A 16,400-nucleotide genomic window follows, 5' to 3' on the forward strand; every position below is an offset into this window, starting at 1 on the left:
GAGAGTGCCGTCGCGCTCCCGGTGCCGCGGCGCCTAGAGGAAGCGGTCCAGTATCTTCCTGCTGCCCTTGTCGAGCGCCTGGGTATCCCGGATCAGGTACTGCACGCCGTGGGTATCGGCGATCAGCAGGGTCGACTCCGCCACCCGGCGGATGTCTTCCTCTCCCTTGAGCACGAAGCTCGCCTCGCCGCGGTCGGTATCGACTTCCCAGGTGCTCGGCACGGCGAAGGTCGACACGCTGCGGATGCGCCGGATCTCGGGCAGGAATTCCCGGTTCTTCAGTTCTTCCTCGATCAGGGCTCGGGTCCCGGGCGCAAGCTCGGACAGCTGCTCTATCCACGCCAGTTCATGGCCGTCCGCATCCACCAGCGCGATGCCGCGTTCCGGCGCCGCGATCGGGAATGCGCGCACCGGCACCACGCCCTCATGCTCGCCGTCTTCGTCGGCGAGCACCAGCTTGCCGAATGCATTACGGCTCAGTGTGAATCCGCTCATGCCGGGTTCTCCTCCATGGCGGCCAGGGCGTCCTGTTCCGCCTGCCGCTGTTGCGCCTGGTAGAGGCGGAAGTAATGGCCGCCGCACGCCAGCAGTTCCTCGTGCTTGCCGACTTCGACGATCTGTCCCTTGTCCAGCACGACGAGGCGGTCCGCCTGACGCAGGGTGGACAGGCGGTGGGCGATGGCGATCGTGGTGCGGCCGCGCACGAGGTTGTCGAGCGCCTTCTGGATTTCCTTCTCGGTGGTGGTGTCGACCGAGGACGTCGCTTCATCGAGGATCAGCAGCTGCGGATTGATCAGCAACGCGCGGGCGATGGAGATGCGCTGGCGCTCGCCGCCGGACAGGGTCTGTCCGCGCTCGCCCACCATCGAGTCATAGCCGTGCGGCAGGCGCAGGATGAATTCATGCGCATTGGCCGCGCGCGCGGCGGCGATGATTTCCTCGCGCGTCGCATCCGGCTTGCCGTAGGCGATGTTGTCGGCGATCGTGCCGAAGAACAGGAAAGGCTCCTGCAGCACCAGGCCGATGTGGCGGCGGTACTCGGCCACCGGCAGCGAACGGATGTCGACGCCGTCGACCATGATCGCGCCATCCGACACATCGTAGAAACGGCAGATCAGGTTGACCAGGGTGCTCTTGCCGGAGCCGCTGTGGCCGACCAGGCCGATCATCTCGCCCGGCTTGATGGAGAGGTCGACGCCGCGCAGCACCGCCCGGTTGCCGTAGCGGAAACCGATGTTGCGGATGTCGATGCGGCCTTCGATCTTTTCCAGGTGCACCGGGTTGCGCGTCTCCGGCACGCTCGACACATGGTCGAGGATGTCGAAGATGCGCTTGGCGCCGGCGGCCGCCTTCTGCGTCACCGAGACGATGCGGCTCATGGAGTCGAGCCGGGTGTAGAAGCGTCCGATGTAGGCGAGGAAGGCGGTCAGCACGCCGACCGTGATATCGCCCTTGGAGACCTGCCAGATGCCGACCGCCCACACCACCAGCAGGCCGATCTCGGTCAGGAAGGTGACGGTCGGCGAGAACAGCGACCACACCTTGTTGACGCGGTCGTTGATCAGCAGGTTGTGGCGGTTGGCTTCGCGGAAGCGCGCGGCTTCGCGCTTTTCCTGGGCGAAGGCCTTGACCACGCGGATGCCGGGGATGGTATCGGCCAGCACGTTGGTGACCTCGCCCCAGACGCGGTCGATCTTTTCGAAGCCGTGGCGCAGGCGGTCGCGCACCACGTGGATCATCCACGCGATCACCGGCAGCGGCAGCAGCGTCACCAGCGCCAGCCAGGGATTGATCGAGAACAGGATGATCGCGGTCATCGTGATCATCAGCACGTCGGTGGCGAAGTCGAGCAGGTGCAGCGACAGGAACACGCAGATGCGGTCGGTCTCGGAGCCGATGCGCGCCATCAGGTCGCCGGTGCGGCGCCCGCCGAAGTATTCGAGCGAGAGCCGCAGCAGATGCTCGAAGGTGGTGGTGCGCAGGTCGGCGCCGATGCGCTCGGACACCAGCGCCAGGATGTAGGTGCGCGCCCAGCCGAGTATCCACGCCAGCAGGGCGGCGCCGAACAGGCCCGACAGATAGAGCGCGACCAGCCCGCGGTCGATCTGCTGGCCGTTCTGATACGGGATGAGCACATTGTCCATCAGCGGCATCGACAGATAGGGCGGCACCATGGTGGCCGCGGTCGATGCCAGCGTCAGCAGGAAGCCGGCGAGCAGCTGGCCCCTGTAGGGCCGCGCGAAGCGCCACAGGCGGAACAGGGTCCAAGTCGAGGGCGGGGTGTGCTGCTCGCGGGTGCAGACCGGGCAGTCTTCCTGGTCGTCCGGCAGCGGCGCCTTGCAGCTCGGGCACAGCGCGTGTTCCGGCTCCAGCGGACGGCGGCCGGCGACGGCGGCCTCGCACTGGCGGCTGAACTGCTCGATCAGGCGCAGCGCATCCGGATTGTGGCCGAGGGTGTAGCGCCAGGAAGCCAGGCGCGACTGCGCGTCGAGCAGCTCCAGGGTGCCGACGCCGGCATGGTCGTGGTGGCCGAGCCGGAGCCCGTCGCGGTAATGCCATTCGGTCCAGTTTTCTTCGCCGGGCGACTTCGCCAGCAGGCGGCGGTCGGTGACGACCACGACGCCGGCGCCGAAACGCAGCGCGCGATCGAGGTCCAGCTCGACCGCGGCCAGCGCGGCTTCATCCGCGGCCAGGCGGCCTTGCACATCGTGCTGCCAGCGCGCAGGAACGGCGTTCCTGGCCGGCGGCACTAGGGGGAGATCATTGTTCATCGAGGCTCAACAGAGGCGCAAACGCGACAGCGTGTTTGCAGAAAGTAAATTTTTATTGACGCGGGGTACGCGTTACCGCGGAAGAAACGCGCGAATGTGGCGGCAAGTTTACCGAGCGGCGATAATGTTATTGGCCGGTGCCGCATTGTGCACCATAATTTTTTTCCGCGTTAAGTAAACCGCCGACTCCCGCAAACGTTATTTCCGGGCATGGCCACGACCGAGCAAGACGCCCGACCGCCCTTATCTTTCAGCCCCTCGTACTAAATGAACAACAAAACCATTGAGATCGTCAATGTGCTGTCACTGCGCGGTCCGAACATCTGGACCTACCGGCCGGCCCTGGAAGCATGGGTGGACATCGGCGACCTCGAGGACTTCCCCTCCAATACCCTCCCCGGATTCTATGAGCGACTGACGGCCTGGCTGCCCGGGCTGGAAGAGCATCACTGCGGCGTCGGCGAGCGCGGCGGCTTCCTGCTGCGCCTGCGCGAAGGCACCTGGCCGGCGCACATCATGGAACACGTGATGATCGAGCTGCAGAACCTGGCGGGCGTGCAGACCGGCTTCGGCAAGGCGCGCAGCACCAGCAGGCGCGGACTCTACAAGCTGGTGGTGCGGGCGCGCTACGAGCAGGTCAGCCGCGTGGCGCTGCAGGCCGCGCGCGACATCGTGATGGCCGCCATCGAGGACAAGCCCTATGACGTCGCCGCCATGGTGCAGGAGCTGACCGACCTGGCCGAGCGTGTCGGCCTCGGCCCGAGCACCGCCAACATCGTCGATGCGGCAGTCGACCGTCGCATTCCCTCGCTGCGCCTGAACGAGGGCAACCTGGTGCAGCTCGGCTATGGCGCGCGCTCGCGCCGCATCTGGACCGCCGAGACCGACCAGACCAGCGCCATCTCCGAAAGCATTTCCAGCGACAAGGATCTGACCAAGCGCCTGCTGCAGTCCTGCGGCGTGCCGGTGCCGGAGGGCCGCATCGTGCGCGACCCGGAGGACGCGTGGGACGCCGCGCAGGACATCGGCATCCCGGTGGTGGTCAAGCCTTCGGACGCCAACCACGGCCGCGGCGTGTCGACCGACCTCAAGACCCGCGAACAGGTCGAGGCGGCCTTCCGGCTGGCCGATGAGGAAGGCAGCGACGTCATCGTCGAGCGCTTCGTGCGCGGCGACGAGCACCGGCTGCTGATCATCGGCGGCAAGCTGGCGGCGGCGGCCAAGGGTGAAGTCGCCACCATCACCGGCGACGGCAAGTCGACCGTGACCGAGCTGATCAACTCCCAGATCAATACCGACCCGCGCCGCGGCGATCTCGAGGAATTCCCGCTCAACCTCATCACCTACGAGGAAGATCCGACCGTGCTGCTGGTGCTGGAACGCCAGGGCTACGGGCCCGACTCGATCCCGGAAGAAGGCAAGATGGTGCTGGTGCAGCGCCACGGCAACGTTGCCTTCGACTGCACCGACGATGTCCATCCCGATGTCGCCGCCGCCGCCGAGCTGGCCGCGCGCGTGGTCGGCCTGGACATCGCCGGCGTCGACCTGGTGTGCGAAGACATCTCGCGTCCGCTCGACGAGCAGGGAGGCGCCATCGTCGAAGTCAATGCCGGCCCGGGCCTGCTCATGCACATCAAGCCGGCCACCGGCAAGCCGCGCAATGTCGGCCAGGCGATCGTCGCCCACCTGTTCCCGGGCGAGGAAGACGGCCGCATCCCGCTGGTGGGCATCACCGGCAGCCGCGGCAAGACGCTGGTGGCGCGCCTGACCGGACTGATGCTCAAGCTGCACGGCTCGACGGCCGCGGTCGCGTGCAGCGACGGCCTGTTCATCGACCAGCGCGCGACCGACACCCGGGACTGCGCCAACTGGACCGCCGCGCACCGTGTGCTGATCAACCGCGCGGTGCAGGCCGCCGTGCTGGAGCACAGCCTGCGCGGCATCGTCACCGAGGGCATCGCCTACGACCGCTGCCAGGTCGGGGTGGTGACCAATATCGACGCCGACGCCGCGCTGCCCGACCTGTACATCGAAGACGCCGACGACATGGTCAAGGTCGCACGCACCCAGGTCGACCTGGTGCTGCCCGAGGGCGCCGCGGTGCTCAACGCCGACGATGCGCGGGTAGCCGCGATGGCCGAGCTGTCGGACGGCGCGGTGATCTTCTTCGCGCGCACCGCCGAAGCAGCGCCCCTGGCCGCGCACCGCGCCGCCGGCGGCCGCGCCGTATTCCTGCGCGGCGATGCGCTGGTGCTGGCGGAAGGCCCGGCCGAGACCGAGCTGACGCGGCTGTCGGCGCTGCCGCCCGGCCTCGCTCCCCATGTCACCGACAACATTCTCGCCGCCGTCGGCGCCGGCCTCGCGCTGGGGCTGTCGCGCGATGTGATACAGGCGGCAATCGAGACCTTCGACTACAGCGTCGCCCGCTGACCCGGGCAGGCAGGAAATCAGACGGCCGCGCGACCGCGGCCGGATCAACAAGGAAACAGCAGATGGAAATTTCGCGACTCCGCGCCCTGCGCGGTCCCAACCTGTGGAGCCGTCACACCTCGCTCGAGGCGGTGGTGTCATGCAGCGAAGCCGAACGGGATATCAGCGCACTGCCGCAGTTCGAGCTGCGTCTGCGCCGGCGCTTCCCCGAGATCAAGTTCCAGGAACCCTCGGACGAGAACGTGCCCGTCTCGCTCGCGCATGCGCTGGAAGCCGCGGCGCTGTGCCTGCAGGCGCAGGCCGGCTGCCCGGTCACCTTCAGCCTGGCGGTGGAGACGGTGGAAAAGGGCACCTACCAGGTGGTGGTCGAGTACAGCGAGGAAGACGTGGGCCGCCTGGCATTCGAGCTGGCGGAGCAGCTGTGCCGCAGCGCGCTCGACGACACTCCCTTCGATCTCGACGGCGCGCTGGCGAAACTGCGCGAGCTGGACGAGGACATCCGCCTCGGCCCGAGCACCGGCGCCATCGTGCAGGCCGCGCTCGCGCGCGGGATTCCGTATCGCCGCCTGACCGAGGGCAGCATGGTGCAGTTCGGCTGGGGCAGCAAGCAGCGCCGCATCCAGGCCGCCGAAACCAGCAAGACCAGCGCCATCGCCGAATCCATCGCGCAGGACAAGGAGCTGACCAAGATGCTGCTGCACGCGGCCGGCGTGCCCGTGCCCAACGGCCGCTCCGTCACCGATCCGGAAGACGCCTGGAAGGCCGCCTGCGAAATCGGCGGGCCGGTGGTGATCAAGCCGCGCGACGGCAACCAGGGCAAGGGCGTCGCGGTCAACATCCGCACCCGCGAAGAAGTGCTGGCCGCGTTCGCGGTGGCGTCGGCGATCAGCAGCGACGTCATCGTGGAGCGCTACCTCTCCGGCCATGACTACCGCCTGCTGGTGGTCGGCAACAAGCTGATCGCGGCGGCGCGCCGTGCGCCGCCGCAGGTGACCGGCGACGGCGAGCACACCATCGCCCAGCTCATCGACGAGGTCAACAAGGACCCGCGCCGCGGCGATGGCCATGCGACCTCGCTGACCAAGATCCGGGTCGACGACATCGCCCGCGCGGTGCTGGCCAAGCAGGGCTACACCACCGACAGCGTGCCGCCCAAGGGCGCGCTGGTGGTCCTGCGCAACAACGCCAACCTGAGCACCGGCGGCACCGCCACCGACGTCACCGAGGACGTGCATCCCGACATGGCCGCGCGCGCGGTGGAAGCCGCGCAGATGGTCGGCCTCGACATCTGCGGCGTGGACGCGGTGTGCGAAACCGTGCTCAAGCCCTTCGAGGAACAGGGCGGCGGCATCGTCGAAGTCAATGCGGCGCCGGGACTGCGCATGCACCTGCAGCCGTCATTCGGCAAGGGCCGGCCGGTGGGCGAAGCGATCATCGATTCCATGTTCGAGGACGGCGACAACGGCCGCATCCCGGTGGTGGCGGTGGCCGGCACCAACGGCAAGACCACCACCGTGCGCCTGATCGCCCATATCCTGGCGGCCGTCGGCCATCGCGTCGGCATGACCGGCACCGACGGCGTCTATATCAGCGGCAAGCGCATCGACACCGGCGACTGCAGCGGACCGCGCAGCGCGCGCAACGTGCTGATGCACCCGGACGTCGACGCGGCGGTCTTCGAGACCGCGCGCGGCGGCGTGCTGCGCGAGGGACTCGGCTTCGACCGCTGCGACGTCGCGGTGGTGACCAACATCGGCGCCGGCGACCATCTCGGCCTGAACTACATCACCACCGTCGACGAACTCGCGGTGGTCAAGCGGGTGATCGTGCAGAACGTCGCGCCCGCCGGCTACGCGGTGCTCAACGCCGCCGACCCGATGGTCTCGAAGATGGCAAGCGTGTGCCCGGGCGGCGTCATCTATTTCGCGCATGACATCCATCATCCGGTCATGACCGCGCACCGCGCGCAGGGCCGCCGCCTGATCCATGTCGAGGGCGGCGCGATCGTGGCGGCGGAAGGACGCTTTTCGGAACGCTTCGAACTGGCCGACATTCCGCTCACCCGCAACGGCACGATCGGCTTCCAGGTCGAGAACGTGATGGCGGCCATCGGCGCCGCCTGGGGCGCCGGCGTGGACTGGAACGTCGTCCGCGCCGCGCTCAGGAGCTTCGTCAGCGACGCGCAGACCGCGCCCGGCCGCTTCAACCTGTTCTCCTACCGGGGGGCGACGCTGATCGCCGACTACGGCCACAACCCGGACGCGATCGCCGCGCTCGTCGGCGCCATCGACAGCATGCCGGCGCGCCGCCGCTCGGTCGTCATCAGCGCCGCCGGCGACCGCCGCGACATCGACATCAAGCGTCAGACCGAGATTCTCGGCGACGCCTTCGACAGCGTGGTGCTGTATGAAGACCAGTGCCAGCGCGGCCGCGCCGACGGCGAGGTCATCGGGCTGCTGCGCGAAGGTCTGGCTCACGCCAGGCGCGCGAAGTCGGTCAGGGAAGTGCGCGGCGAGTTCGTCGCCATCGACACTGCCCTGGCCGAACTCGGCGAGGGCGATCTCTGCCTGATCCTGATCGACCAGGTAGACGAGGCGCTGGCGTATATCGGGAAGCTGGCGGACTGAGTCCGCCGCGGGCATCCCGCGGGTCGAGGCCGGCAGTGCAGGCACCCGCCCGCACTGCCTTTCCTGGACGCGGGCGCCCGGGAAAGGCGTTCAGGCGTTCAACGCGCGGGCAGCAGGCGGATCAGCTGCCCTTCCGGGGAATCGGTCAGCACATACAGCAGGCCGTCCGGCCCCTCCCGCACGTCGCGGATGCGCTGCTTGAGGTCTTCCAGCAGCTTTTCCTCCCGCACCACCTTGCCATCCCGCAGCACGATACGGTCGAGATAGCGGAACTTGAGCGCGCCGACGAACAGATTGCCCTGCCAGTCGCGGCCGTACTTGTCGCTGCGCAGGAAGCTCATGCCGGAGGGCGCGATCGACGGCGTCCAGTAATGGACCGGCTGCTCCATGCCTTCCTTTTCGCTCAGGCCTTCGCCGATCTTGCCGCCGCCGTAATCCTGGCCCCAGCTGATGACCGGCCAGCCGTAATTCTTGCCGGGGTCGGGGCGGTTGATTTCGTCGCCGCCCTGGGCGCCGTGTTCATGAATCCACAGCCTGCCGTCCGGGCCGAGCGCGGCGCCCTGCACATTGCGGTGACCGTAGCTCCAGATTTCCGGCAGCGCGCCGCGCCGGCCGACGAAGGGATTGTCCTTCGGCACCGAGCCATCCTTGCTCACGCGCACCACCTTGCCGTGATGATTGCCGAGCGTCTGCGCATCGTCCTTGCGCTTGTAGCGGTCGCCCAGCGTCAGGAACAGCGTGCCGTCCTTCGCCTCGACGATGCGGCAGCCGAAGTGCGCGTCGCTGCTGTACTTGGGTTTCTGGCTGAACAAGACCTTCAGCTTCTCGAGCCGGCGCGCGTCATCCGATAAGCGGGCCGACGCGAGCGCAGTGGAATTGCCGGAGCCGGACGAAGCCGGCTCGGAATAGCAGAAATACACGGTGCGGTTGCGCGCGAAATCGCTGTCGGCAACGACGTCGAGCAGGCCGCCCTGGCCGCCGGCGTCGATCTTCGGCAGACCCTCCAGCGGTTCGCCCAGCTTGCCGTCGGCGCTCACCGTCCGCATGCGGCCGGGACGCTCGGTGACGAGCATGCGGCCATCGCCGATGAAGGCCAGGCCCCAGGGATGTTCGAGCTGGCTGGTGAGGATTTCAGGGCGCACCGACTGCGCGGCGGCGGGCAGGCTTATCAGAGCGGAAACGGCGCACAGCGTCAGCAGCGCGCCGCGGGCAGGCGGGCAAAGCGAGGTCATTTTTCTTGTTCCCCTGTAAGTGACGACGCCGCCGATGCTACGCGATGCAGCCGATTGCTGCTCGATCTTAATCAAGTACGCGGAACGCCTTGACCGACAGCGCGGCCAGCTGGGGGTCGAGGGGATTGCCGGTCTCCTGGTCGATCCAGCCGGACGGCGACACATGGTCCACGCGCACCCGGCGCATCACGTGCCGCTCCTGGCCGCCGAAGGGCACGCGGCCGAAGGCGATCTCATAGGTCTTGCCCGCCTGCGGAATGAAGTCTTCATCGACCACCCAGCGCGTGACGTGGCCACCTCCCGCCTCGTGCCCTTCATCCGCGCCCGCGTGGCCGGCGCCGCGCTCCGGATGCATGTCCGGGTTTTCTATGCCGAGTTCGGCGAGTATGCCGTGCAGTGTGCCCATGATTCCTCTATCGTGTCTTGTCCTTGTCCCGGTTCCCGGGCCGGTCCTTGTCCTTGTCCTCCGACAGCCGGCGGTTCCTGCGGTCGACATCGCCGGTGGCGTCATCGATCGCGGGGTCGACGTTCTTCGGCGGCGTCTTGACGATCTCTTCATTGCCGGTGGACGGCGGCACCACCACCGCGCCGCTGTTGGCGGGCGAGCGGCTCATGCCCGGATCGGCCGGACGCCTGATCGGCGCGTCGCCCGGCGACGGGGCCGGCACGGCCATCTGCGCCTGGGCGGAGGCGGCAAGCGCCGTCAGCAGGACGAGGGCGACGGTTTTCATGATTCAGTGCAGCGGCGCGGCCGAGGCGGTCTCGTTGCTGACGCTTTCGCGCGGCTCGCCGATGCGAGTCAGCTCCTGCTGGCGCGCCAGCATCTGCTGCGCCAGCGACTGGCGGGTCGCCTCGTCGAGAATCTTCAGCACCGCGGGGAAGAGATGCTCTTCCTCTTCGCGATGGTGATGCTCGGTCTGCTCCTTGAGCACCTTGAATTTCGGTTCGAAGGCTTTCTCGGTCGGATCCAGTTCCAGCAGGTCCGCCAGCAGGCGCTTGAGCGAGAGGTGCTCTTCCAGCGATTCGAGCAGGTCGTCCTCGGTGCGCGCGCGGTGCACGGCGGGATAGAAGATTTCCTCCTCGGACTTGATGTGCACGGTCAGCTGGTCCGCGGCCCGCACGAAAAGATCCTTCTTCGCGCCGTCCTCCGCTTCCGCGACCTGCTTGAGCATCGCTTCCATTTCGCGATGCTGCACGGTGAGCATGGTCACCGCGTCGTTTGCTTCTTGTTCAGTCATGCCAGCGGCTCCTTTGTTCGTCTAACAAGTTTAGAGACGGGGCGGTGCAACTGGTTCAGGCCGGCGCGCGCTTTCTGCGCGGGCGGTGATCGGGCGCAAAAGTACCGGGCGACAACGCCGTGCGCCTGCTTTCATTACAATGACCGCTTCCCCTTTCCGGTGCACGCCCATGAACGCCCGCAAACCGCTCGATGCCCTCGCCCTGTCCACCATGCTCGGGCTGTGCCTGCTGTGGGGCATGCAGCAGGTGGCGGTGAAGCTGGCGGCGCACGGCATGTCGCCGGTGATGCAGATCGGCCTGCGCTCGGCGATCGCGGCGCTGCTGGTCTGCGGGCTGATGCTGGCGCGCCGCCAGCGCTTTTCATTCGGCAACGGGCTGCTGCTGCCCGGCCTGGCCGCCGGCGTGCTGTTCGCGCTGGAATTCCTGCTGGTGGCGATCGGCCTGCAGTTCACGACCGCCTCGCACATGTCGGTGTTCCTCTACACGGCGCCGGTGTTCACCGTGCTCGGGCTGCACTGGCTGGTGCCGGGGGAACGTCTCGGCACGCTGCAATGGAGCGGCGTCGCGGCGGCCTTCATCGGCATCGCGGTGGCCTTCTCCAACGGACTCGACGCGCCGGGGCGGGACTGGCTGCGCATGCTCGCCGGCGACGTGCTGGGCGTGCTCGGCGGACTGTTCTGGGCCGCCACCACGCTGCTCATCCGCAAGTCGGCGCTAGCGGAAGCGCCGCCGGCGACCACCCTGCTCTACCAGCTCGGCACCTGCGGCGCGATCCTGCTGGCGGTGGGCGTGCTGTCGGGGCAGGCGGTCGATATCGAGATGACGCCGGCGGTCTGGGGCAGCCTCCTGTTCCAGTCGGTGCTGGTCGCCTTTCTCAGCTTCCTGGTCTGGTTCTGGCTGCTGCAGCGCTACCTCGCCTCGCGGCTGTCGGTGTTTTCCTTCCTGACCCCGCTGTTCGGCGTGGGTTTCGGCGTGCTGCTGCTCGACGATCCGCTCGACCCGCGCTTCGTCGCCGGGGCCGCGCTGGTGATGGCCGGCGTGATCATGGTGAACATCCGGCGCGGTTGAAAATTACTATGGCACTTTGGGGCGCGCGGCCGGCCTAACCCGGGCTGCATTTGCAGTCTTCATTCTGGAAAAAAACTGCCATGTTCTTTCGTCTTGGACGCATCTTCCGCTCGGTCGGCCGCGATATCGTGGTGCTGTTCTACGCGTGCCGCAATCCGGCCACGCCGATCCACCTGAAACTGCTCGCGCTGGTCGCCGCGTTTTATGTGATCAGCCCGCTGGATGTCGTGCCGGACTGGCTCGCGCTGCTCGGCATCGCCGACGACGTGACGCTGATCGCGCTCGGCGTGCCGCTGCTGCTCAAGCTGCTGCCGCAGCCCGCCCTGCAGCAGGCCCGCAGCAGCGCCGAGGGCTTTCTTGCCCGGATGCGGTTCGGGCGGTCGTAAGCCGCGCGCCGCGCCCGCGCGCGGCCGTCTGACTCAGACGTCGATGGCCGCCGCGGCCCCTACCCTCTCCCGCAGCGCGAACTTCTGGATCTTCCCGGTGGAGGTCTTGGGCACCTCCCCGAACACCACCGCGCGCGGCACCTTGAAACCGGCCAGATGCGCCTTGCAGTGCGCGACGATCTCTTCGGCCGACACCGTGGCGCCGGGCTTGAGTTCGACGAACGCGCACGGCGTCTCGCCCCACTTCGGGTCGGGCTTGGCCACGACCGCCGCCGACATCACCGCCGGATGCCGGTACAGCACATCCTCCACCTCGATGCTGGAAATGTTTTCGCCGCCCGAGATGATGATGTCCTTGCTGCGGTCCTTGATCTTCACATAGCCGTCGGGATGCATGACCGCCAGGTCGCCGGTATGGAACCAGCCGCCGGCGAAGGCTTCGGCGGTGGCCTTTTCATTCTTCAGGTAACCCTTCATGGTGATGTTCCCGCGGAACATGATCTCGCCCATGGTCTCGCCGTCGGCGGGTACCGGCTGCATGGTATCGGGATCGAGCACGGTGACCGCCTGCTGCAGGTGGTAGCGCACGCCCTGGCGCGCGTTGAGCCGCGCACGCTCGCCGATGTCGAGATCGTTCCAGTCCTCGTGCCTGACGCACACCGAAGCCGGGCCGTAGACCTCGGTCAGGCCGTACACATGCGTGATGTCGAAACCCATCTGCTCCATGCCCTCGATCATGGCCGCCGGCGGCGCCGCGCCCGCGACCATCGCCTTCACCTGGTGATCGATGCCGGCCTTGAGTTCGGCGGGCGCCGCCAGCAGCAGGCTGTGCACGATGGGCGCGCCGCAATAGTGGCTGACCTTGTGCTCGCGGATCAGGTCGAGAATGGCGCGGGCATCCACCTTGCGCAGGCAGACGTTGACGCCGGCGCGCGCGGCCACGGTCCAGGGGAAGCACCAGCCGTTGCAATGGAACATGGGCAGCGTCCACAGGTAGACCGGATGCTTGCCCATGTCCCATTCCAGGATGTTGGAAATCGCGTTGAGATAGGCGCCGCGATGGTGATAGACCACGCCCTTGGGATTGCCGGTGGTGCCGGAGGTGTAGTTCAGGCAGATTGCCTGCCACTCGTCGGCCGGCGGCTGCCATTCGAAGTCGGGCCTGCCGCTGCCGACGAAGATGTCGTACTCGACCACCCCGATGGCCTCGCCGGGGCCGGTGTATTCCGGGTCGTCGACATCGATCACCAGCGGCCGGCGCTCGCACAGCGCCAGCGCCGCCTTCATCACGCCCGAAAACTCGCGGTCGACGATCACCACCTTGGCTTCGCCGTGGTCGAGCATGAAGGCGATCGACTCGGCGTCGAGACGGGTGTTGAGCGCATTGAGCACCGCACCGGTCATGGGCACGCCGAAGTGCGCTTCCACCATCGGCGGCGTATTCGGCAGCATCACGGCCACCGTGTCGCCGAGGCCGACGCCGCTGGCCGACAGCGCCGAGGCGAGCCGGCGGCAGCGCGCATAGGTCTGGCTCCAGGTCTGGCGCAGCGCGCCGTGCACGATGGCGAGCCGGTTGGGATAGACGGCGGCGCTGCGCTCGATGAAGCCGAGCGGCGACAGCGGGGCATGATTGGCGGCGTTGCGATCGAGGCCGATCTCGAAGATGCTGGACATGGCGGTCTCCTTCTGTGTTCTGGCTCTACTGTGCGTCAAATCCTGGCCCGCGGCTGTCGCCCGGCCGACATTGGGTTGCGAGCATAACGCGCTGCCCGCCGACGGAATAGTAGGCTGGTAGAACTACGGTATCCGGAGCGCCGCCCCTGGTGCCGGAGAGAAAAATCCGGCCTCAGGCGCCCTCGTCCAGCTCGGGATAATGGCGGAACAGGTCGTCCTCGCTGAAGGACAGCCGCCGCTCCGATTTCAGGTAGGCCTTCACATGCGGCCGGGCCGCCACCCGGTCGTGCAGCGCACCCACCAGCGGGTGGCTGTCGCCAAGCCGCTGCATGGCGCGGGGGAAAGCGTAGCGCAGCCAGGCCACCACCTGGAACAGCGACAGATCGGCGTAGCTGACCCTGTCTCCCACCAGCCATTCGCCGCCCGCGCGCGCCAGCACGGTTTCGAAATAGCCGAGGAATTTCGGGATCCGGCTCTCGATGAAATCGGCGGCCCGGCGCCGCGCCTCGTCGCGCTGGTCCTCGTAGTACAGGTTGACGCTGACCGGATGATGGACATCGTGCCCTTCGGCGGCGAAATCGGCCAGAGTCAGCTGCAGCTGATGCACCCACAGCCGGCCGGCCTCGTCCTCCGGCGCCAGCCCGAGCCGCGGCCCGAGAAACAGCAGGATGTTGGCGGTCTGCCCGATCAGCAGGTCGCCGGTCTTGAGGAAGGGCGGCGCGAACGGCGGCCGCGCCACGTCCTCCCCCTCCAGCAAGGCCATCAGCCGCTCCATGCCGCCCGCCTCGCGCGCGACATCGACGTAGTCGGCGCCCGCTTCCTCCAGCGCCAGCCGCACGAATTCCCCGCGTCCCTGTATGCCGGGCCAGTAGTACAGTTCGTAATGCATTGCATCTCCTTTCGAGTCCATGCCGTTAGCTCAGGGACTGCGCCGCCGGCGCGCGGTTCAAACCGGGCCCGCTGGGCACAATGACAGCGCAATCCGGTCATATCCCCATGCGTGGACGTCCGCTTGCCGCCTTGCCAACTTTCGCCGGCGATCCCTGCCGGTAATATGCTTAGCGCATAAAAATATTTGGTTTGCGCCCGCCGCGTGTCTAGAGTAGCCATGCAATAACGGAATGGGCCTGCGATAATGCCGCCTCGCCCGCGCATGCAGGCGCAATGCCAACCCCGGCGCCGCCGGAAGATCGGATACCGATGAAGCTGCAATTCAAGAATATCGCCAAGAATTTCGGCGGCCTGAAAGTCATCGAGGACTTCAGCCGCGACATCGAGGAAGGCCAGCTGGTCGCGCTGGTCGGCCCCTCCGGCTGCGGCAAGTCGACGCTGCTGCATATCGCCGCCGGCCTGGAAAAGCCGAGCGCGGGTCAGATCCTGGCCGCCGGCAAGCCGGTCGAGGGACCGCACCCGGAGCGCATGCTGATGTTCCAGGAAAACGCCCTCTATCCCTGGCTGACGATTGCGCAGAACGTGGCCATGGCGCTGGAGCTGCAGAAGGTCGACAGGAAGCAGGCGCGCGAGCAGGCCTTCGCCTGGCTGGAAAAGGTCAAGCTCAAGGGTTTCGAGGATTACTACCCGCACCAGGTCTCGGGCGGCATGCGGCAGCGCGCCGCGCTGGCGCGGGCCTTCATCTCGAATCCCAAGGCGCTGCTGCTGGACGAGCCTTTCGGCGCGCTCGACGCGCTCACCCGCATGACGCTGCAGGATGCGCTGCGCGAACTGATCCGCGAGACCCGTCCGACGGTGCTGCTGGTGACCCACGACGTGGACGAGGCGCTGTTCCTGGCCGACCGCATCCTGGTGTTTTCCAACCGGCCGGCCACGGTGCTCAGGGAATTCAATCTCGCGCATTACGAAAAGACGCACGACCTGTCCGATTTCGCGGATGTGCGCAGGCAGATTTTAGGATTGCTCGGCATCCACGCCGAGCACGGAGACATGACAATGACCGAAGGAGCAGGAATATGAAAAAGTTCGCCATCGCGGCACTGGCAGCCCTCGCGTTCGCCGGCCAGGCCTACGCCCAGGAAAAATTCAAGGTCGGCTACCTGCGCGTCATGGACGACGCCCAGGCGATCGTCGCGCATGAGGCCGGCCTGTACAAGAAATACGGCCTCGATGTCGAACTGGTCGAGTTCAAGTCCGGCACCGACCTGATCAAGGCCATCGTCGGCGGACAGCTCGACTCCGGCGTGCTCGGCTTCACCAACGCGGTGGCCTGGGCCTCCAAGGGCGCCGACCTGAAGGTGGTGTCCGGCGCCCAGCACGGCTATCACGCGATCGTCGCGCGCAACGACGCCAACATCAGCAAGGTCGCCGACCTCAAGGGCAAGACCCTGGCCTCGCAGGCCGAGGGCAGCACCGCCGACACCGTGCTCAAGGGCGTGGTGCTCAAGCAGGCCGGCCTCAAGACCGACGACGTCAACGTGATGGGCGTGAGCCCGCAGGTGGCGGTGCAGTCGCTGGTCGGCAAGCGCGTCGACGCCGCCTTCCTGTTCGAGCCGCAGGCCTCGATCGCCCAGCTGATCGCGCCGGTCAAGCAGATCTACGAGATCGGCGAAGTCTGGCCCTTCCCCTGCATGGTCACCGTCACGTCCGGCGAGACCCTGAAGAAGCGCAAGGACGCGGTCTGGAAATCCCTCGACGCGCAGCGCGACGCGATCGACATGCTGCAGAAGAAGCCGCAGGATGCGTCCAAGCTGATCGCCGGCTACTTCATCTCCGAGCCCACGCTCAAGACGCTGACCAAGGGCGAGGTGCCGCGCGAGGCCGTCATCACCGACGCCATCAAGAGCCAGACCTTCTCCGCCGCGCTGACGCCGAAGGAACTGGCCCGCATGCAGGAAATCGCCGACATCCTGCAGGAGCAGGGTTCGCTCAAGACGCGCGACGGCAAGCCCTTCGACGTCAACAGCATCCTCGACCTGTCGTGGCAGAAGGAACGCAAGCTGTAATCGGCTTGAATTCCAG

General features: G+C 67.2%; 14 protein-coding genes. 6 read left to right on the forward strand and 8 right to left on the reverse strand.

The window, feature by feature from the left end:
* Positions 1–33 precede the first annotated feature (33 nt).
* Together NCCP691_RS15515 and NCCP691_RS15520 are read right to left on the reverse strand one after the other, a co-directional pair.
* The gene (locus NCCP691_RS15515) at positions 34–495 is read right to left on the reverse strand and encodes a cyanophycin metabolism-associated DUF1854 family protein (RefSeq protein ID WP_220809464.1); all 462 of its coding nucleotides are present in this window, start codon (positions 493–495) and stop codon (positions 34–36) included.
* The gene (locus NCCP691_RS15520) at positions 492–2,771 is read right to left on the reverse strand and encodes a cyanophycin metabolism-associated ABC transporter (RefSeq protein WP_220809465.1); all 2,280 of its coding nucleotides are present in this window, start codon (positions 2,769–2,771) and stop codon (positions 492–494) included. Before NCCP691_RS15520 ends, NCCP691_RS15515 begins: the two co-directional genes overlap by 4 nt.
* 267 nt (positions 2,772–3,038) lie before the next feature.
* Here NCCP691_RS15520 and NCCP691_RS15525 point away from each other — a divergent pair, with 267 nt between their 5' ends.
* Positions 3,039–5,201, forward strand: coding sequence for a cyanophycin synthetase (locus tag NCCP691_RS15525; RefSeq protein WP_220809466.1), 2,163 nt, complete (start codon positions 3,039–3,041; stop codon positions 5,199–5,201).
* Positions 5,202–5,263: 62 nt separating this feature from the next.
* Entirely contained in the window at positions 5,264–7,828 is a 2,565-nt protein-coding gene (gene cphA / locus NCCP691_RS15530) for a cyanophycin synthetase (RefSeq protein WP_220809467.1), read from the forward strand.
* Positions 7,829–7,926: 98 nt separating this feature from the next.
* On the opposite strand, the gene NCCP691_RS15535 is transcribed toward cphA, so the two are convergent.
* The 4 genes from NCCP691_RS15535 to NCCP691_RS15550 all read right to left on the reverse strand — a co-directional run bounded on the left by NCCP691_RS15535 (position 7,927) and on the right by NCCP691_RS15550 (position 10,298).
* Positions 7,927–9,060, reverse strand: coding sequence for a PQQ-dependent sugar dehydrogenase (locus NCCP691_RS15535; protein WP_220809468.1), 1,134 nt, complete (start codon positions 9,058–9,060; stop codon positions 7,927–7,929).
* A 67-nt stretch (positions 9,061–9,127) separates the two neighbouring features.
* The gene (locus tag NCCP691_RS15540; protein ID WP_220809469.1) at positions 9,128–9,466 is read right to left on the reverse strand and encodes a hypothetical protein; all 339 of its coding nucleotides are present in this window, start codon (positions 9,464–9,466) and stop codon (positions 9,128–9,130) included.
* Between the two features lie 7 nt (positions 9,467–9,473).
* A complete protein-coding gene (locus NCCP691_RS15545; RefSeq protein ID WP_220809470.1) occupies positions 9,474–9,791 on the reverse strand; it encodes a hypothetical protein in 318 nt (105 codons plus the stop codon).
* 3 nt (positions 9,792–9,794) lie between these two features.
* A complete protein-coding gene (locus NCCP691_RS15550) occupies positions 9,795–10,298 on the reverse strand; it encodes a hemerythrin domain-containing protein (RefSeq protein WP_220809471.1) in 504 nt (167 codons plus the stop codon).
* A gap of 169 nt (positions 10,299–10,467) precedes the next feature.
* Here NCCP691_RS15550 and NCCP691_RS15555 point away from each other — a divergent pair, with 169 nt between their 5' ends.
* Positions 10,468–11,367: a DMT family transporter gene (locus tag NCCP691_RS15555; RefSeq protein ID WP_220809472.1), complete on the forward strand. Its 900-nt coding sequence runs from the start codon at positions 10,468–10,470 to the stop codon at positions 11,365–11,367.
* Between the two features lie 80 nt (positions 11,368–11,447).
* A complete protein-coding gene (locus NCCP691_RS15560; RefSeq protein WP_220809473.1) occupies positions 11,448–11,753 on the forward strand; it encodes a YkvA family protein in 306 nt (101 codons plus the stop codon).
* A 33-nt stretch (positions 11,754–11,786) separates the two neighbouring features.
* Here the strand turns inward: NCCP691_RS15560 and NCCP691_RS15565 are convergent, their stop codons facing one another.
* Together NCCP691_RS15565 and NCCP691_RS15570 are read right to left on the reverse strand one after the other, a co-directional pair.
* A complete protein-coding gene (locus NCCP691_RS15565; RefSeq protein WP_220809474.1) occupies positions 11,787–13,427 on the reverse strand; it encodes an acyl-CoA synthetase in 1,641 nt (546 codons plus the stop codon).
* Between the two features lie 172 nt (positions 13,428–13,599).
* The gene (locus tag NCCP691_RS15570; RefSeq protein WP_220809475.1) at positions 13,600–14,316 is read right to left on the reverse strand and encodes a glutathione S-transferase; all 717 of its coding nucleotides are present in this window, start codon (positions 14,314–14,316) and stop codon (positions 13,600–13,602) included.
* 311 nt (positions 14,317–14,627) lie between these two features.
* On the opposite strand from NCCP691_RS15570, the gene NCCP691_RS15575 reads away from it, so the two are divergent.
* Together NCCP691_RS15575 and NCCP691_RS15580 are read left to right on the forward strand one after the other, a co-directional pair.
* Positions 14,628–15,398 (forward strand): ABC transporter ATP-binding protein, encoded by a 771-nt coding sequence (locus tag NCCP691_RS15575; protein ID WP_220809476.1) that lies wholly within the window; start codon positions 14,628–14,630, stop codon positions 15,396–15,398.
* Positions 15,395–16,384 (forward strand): ABC transporter substrate-binding protein, encoded by a 990-nt coding sequence (locus NCCP691_RS15580; RefSeq protein WP_220809477.1) that lies wholly within the window; start codon positions 15,395–15,397, stop codon positions 16,382–16,384. Before NCCP691_RS15575 ends, NCCP691_RS15580 begins: the two co-directional genes overlap by 4 nt.
* Positions 16,385–16,400 lie beyond the last annotated feature (16 nt).

It is taken from the genome of Noviherbaspirillum aridicola (assembly GCF_019656455.1).
Taxonomy (GTDB): domain Bacteria; phylum Pseudomonadota; class Gammaproteobacteria; order Burkholderiales; family Burkholderiaceae_D; genus Noviherbaspirillum; species Noviherbaspirillum aridicola.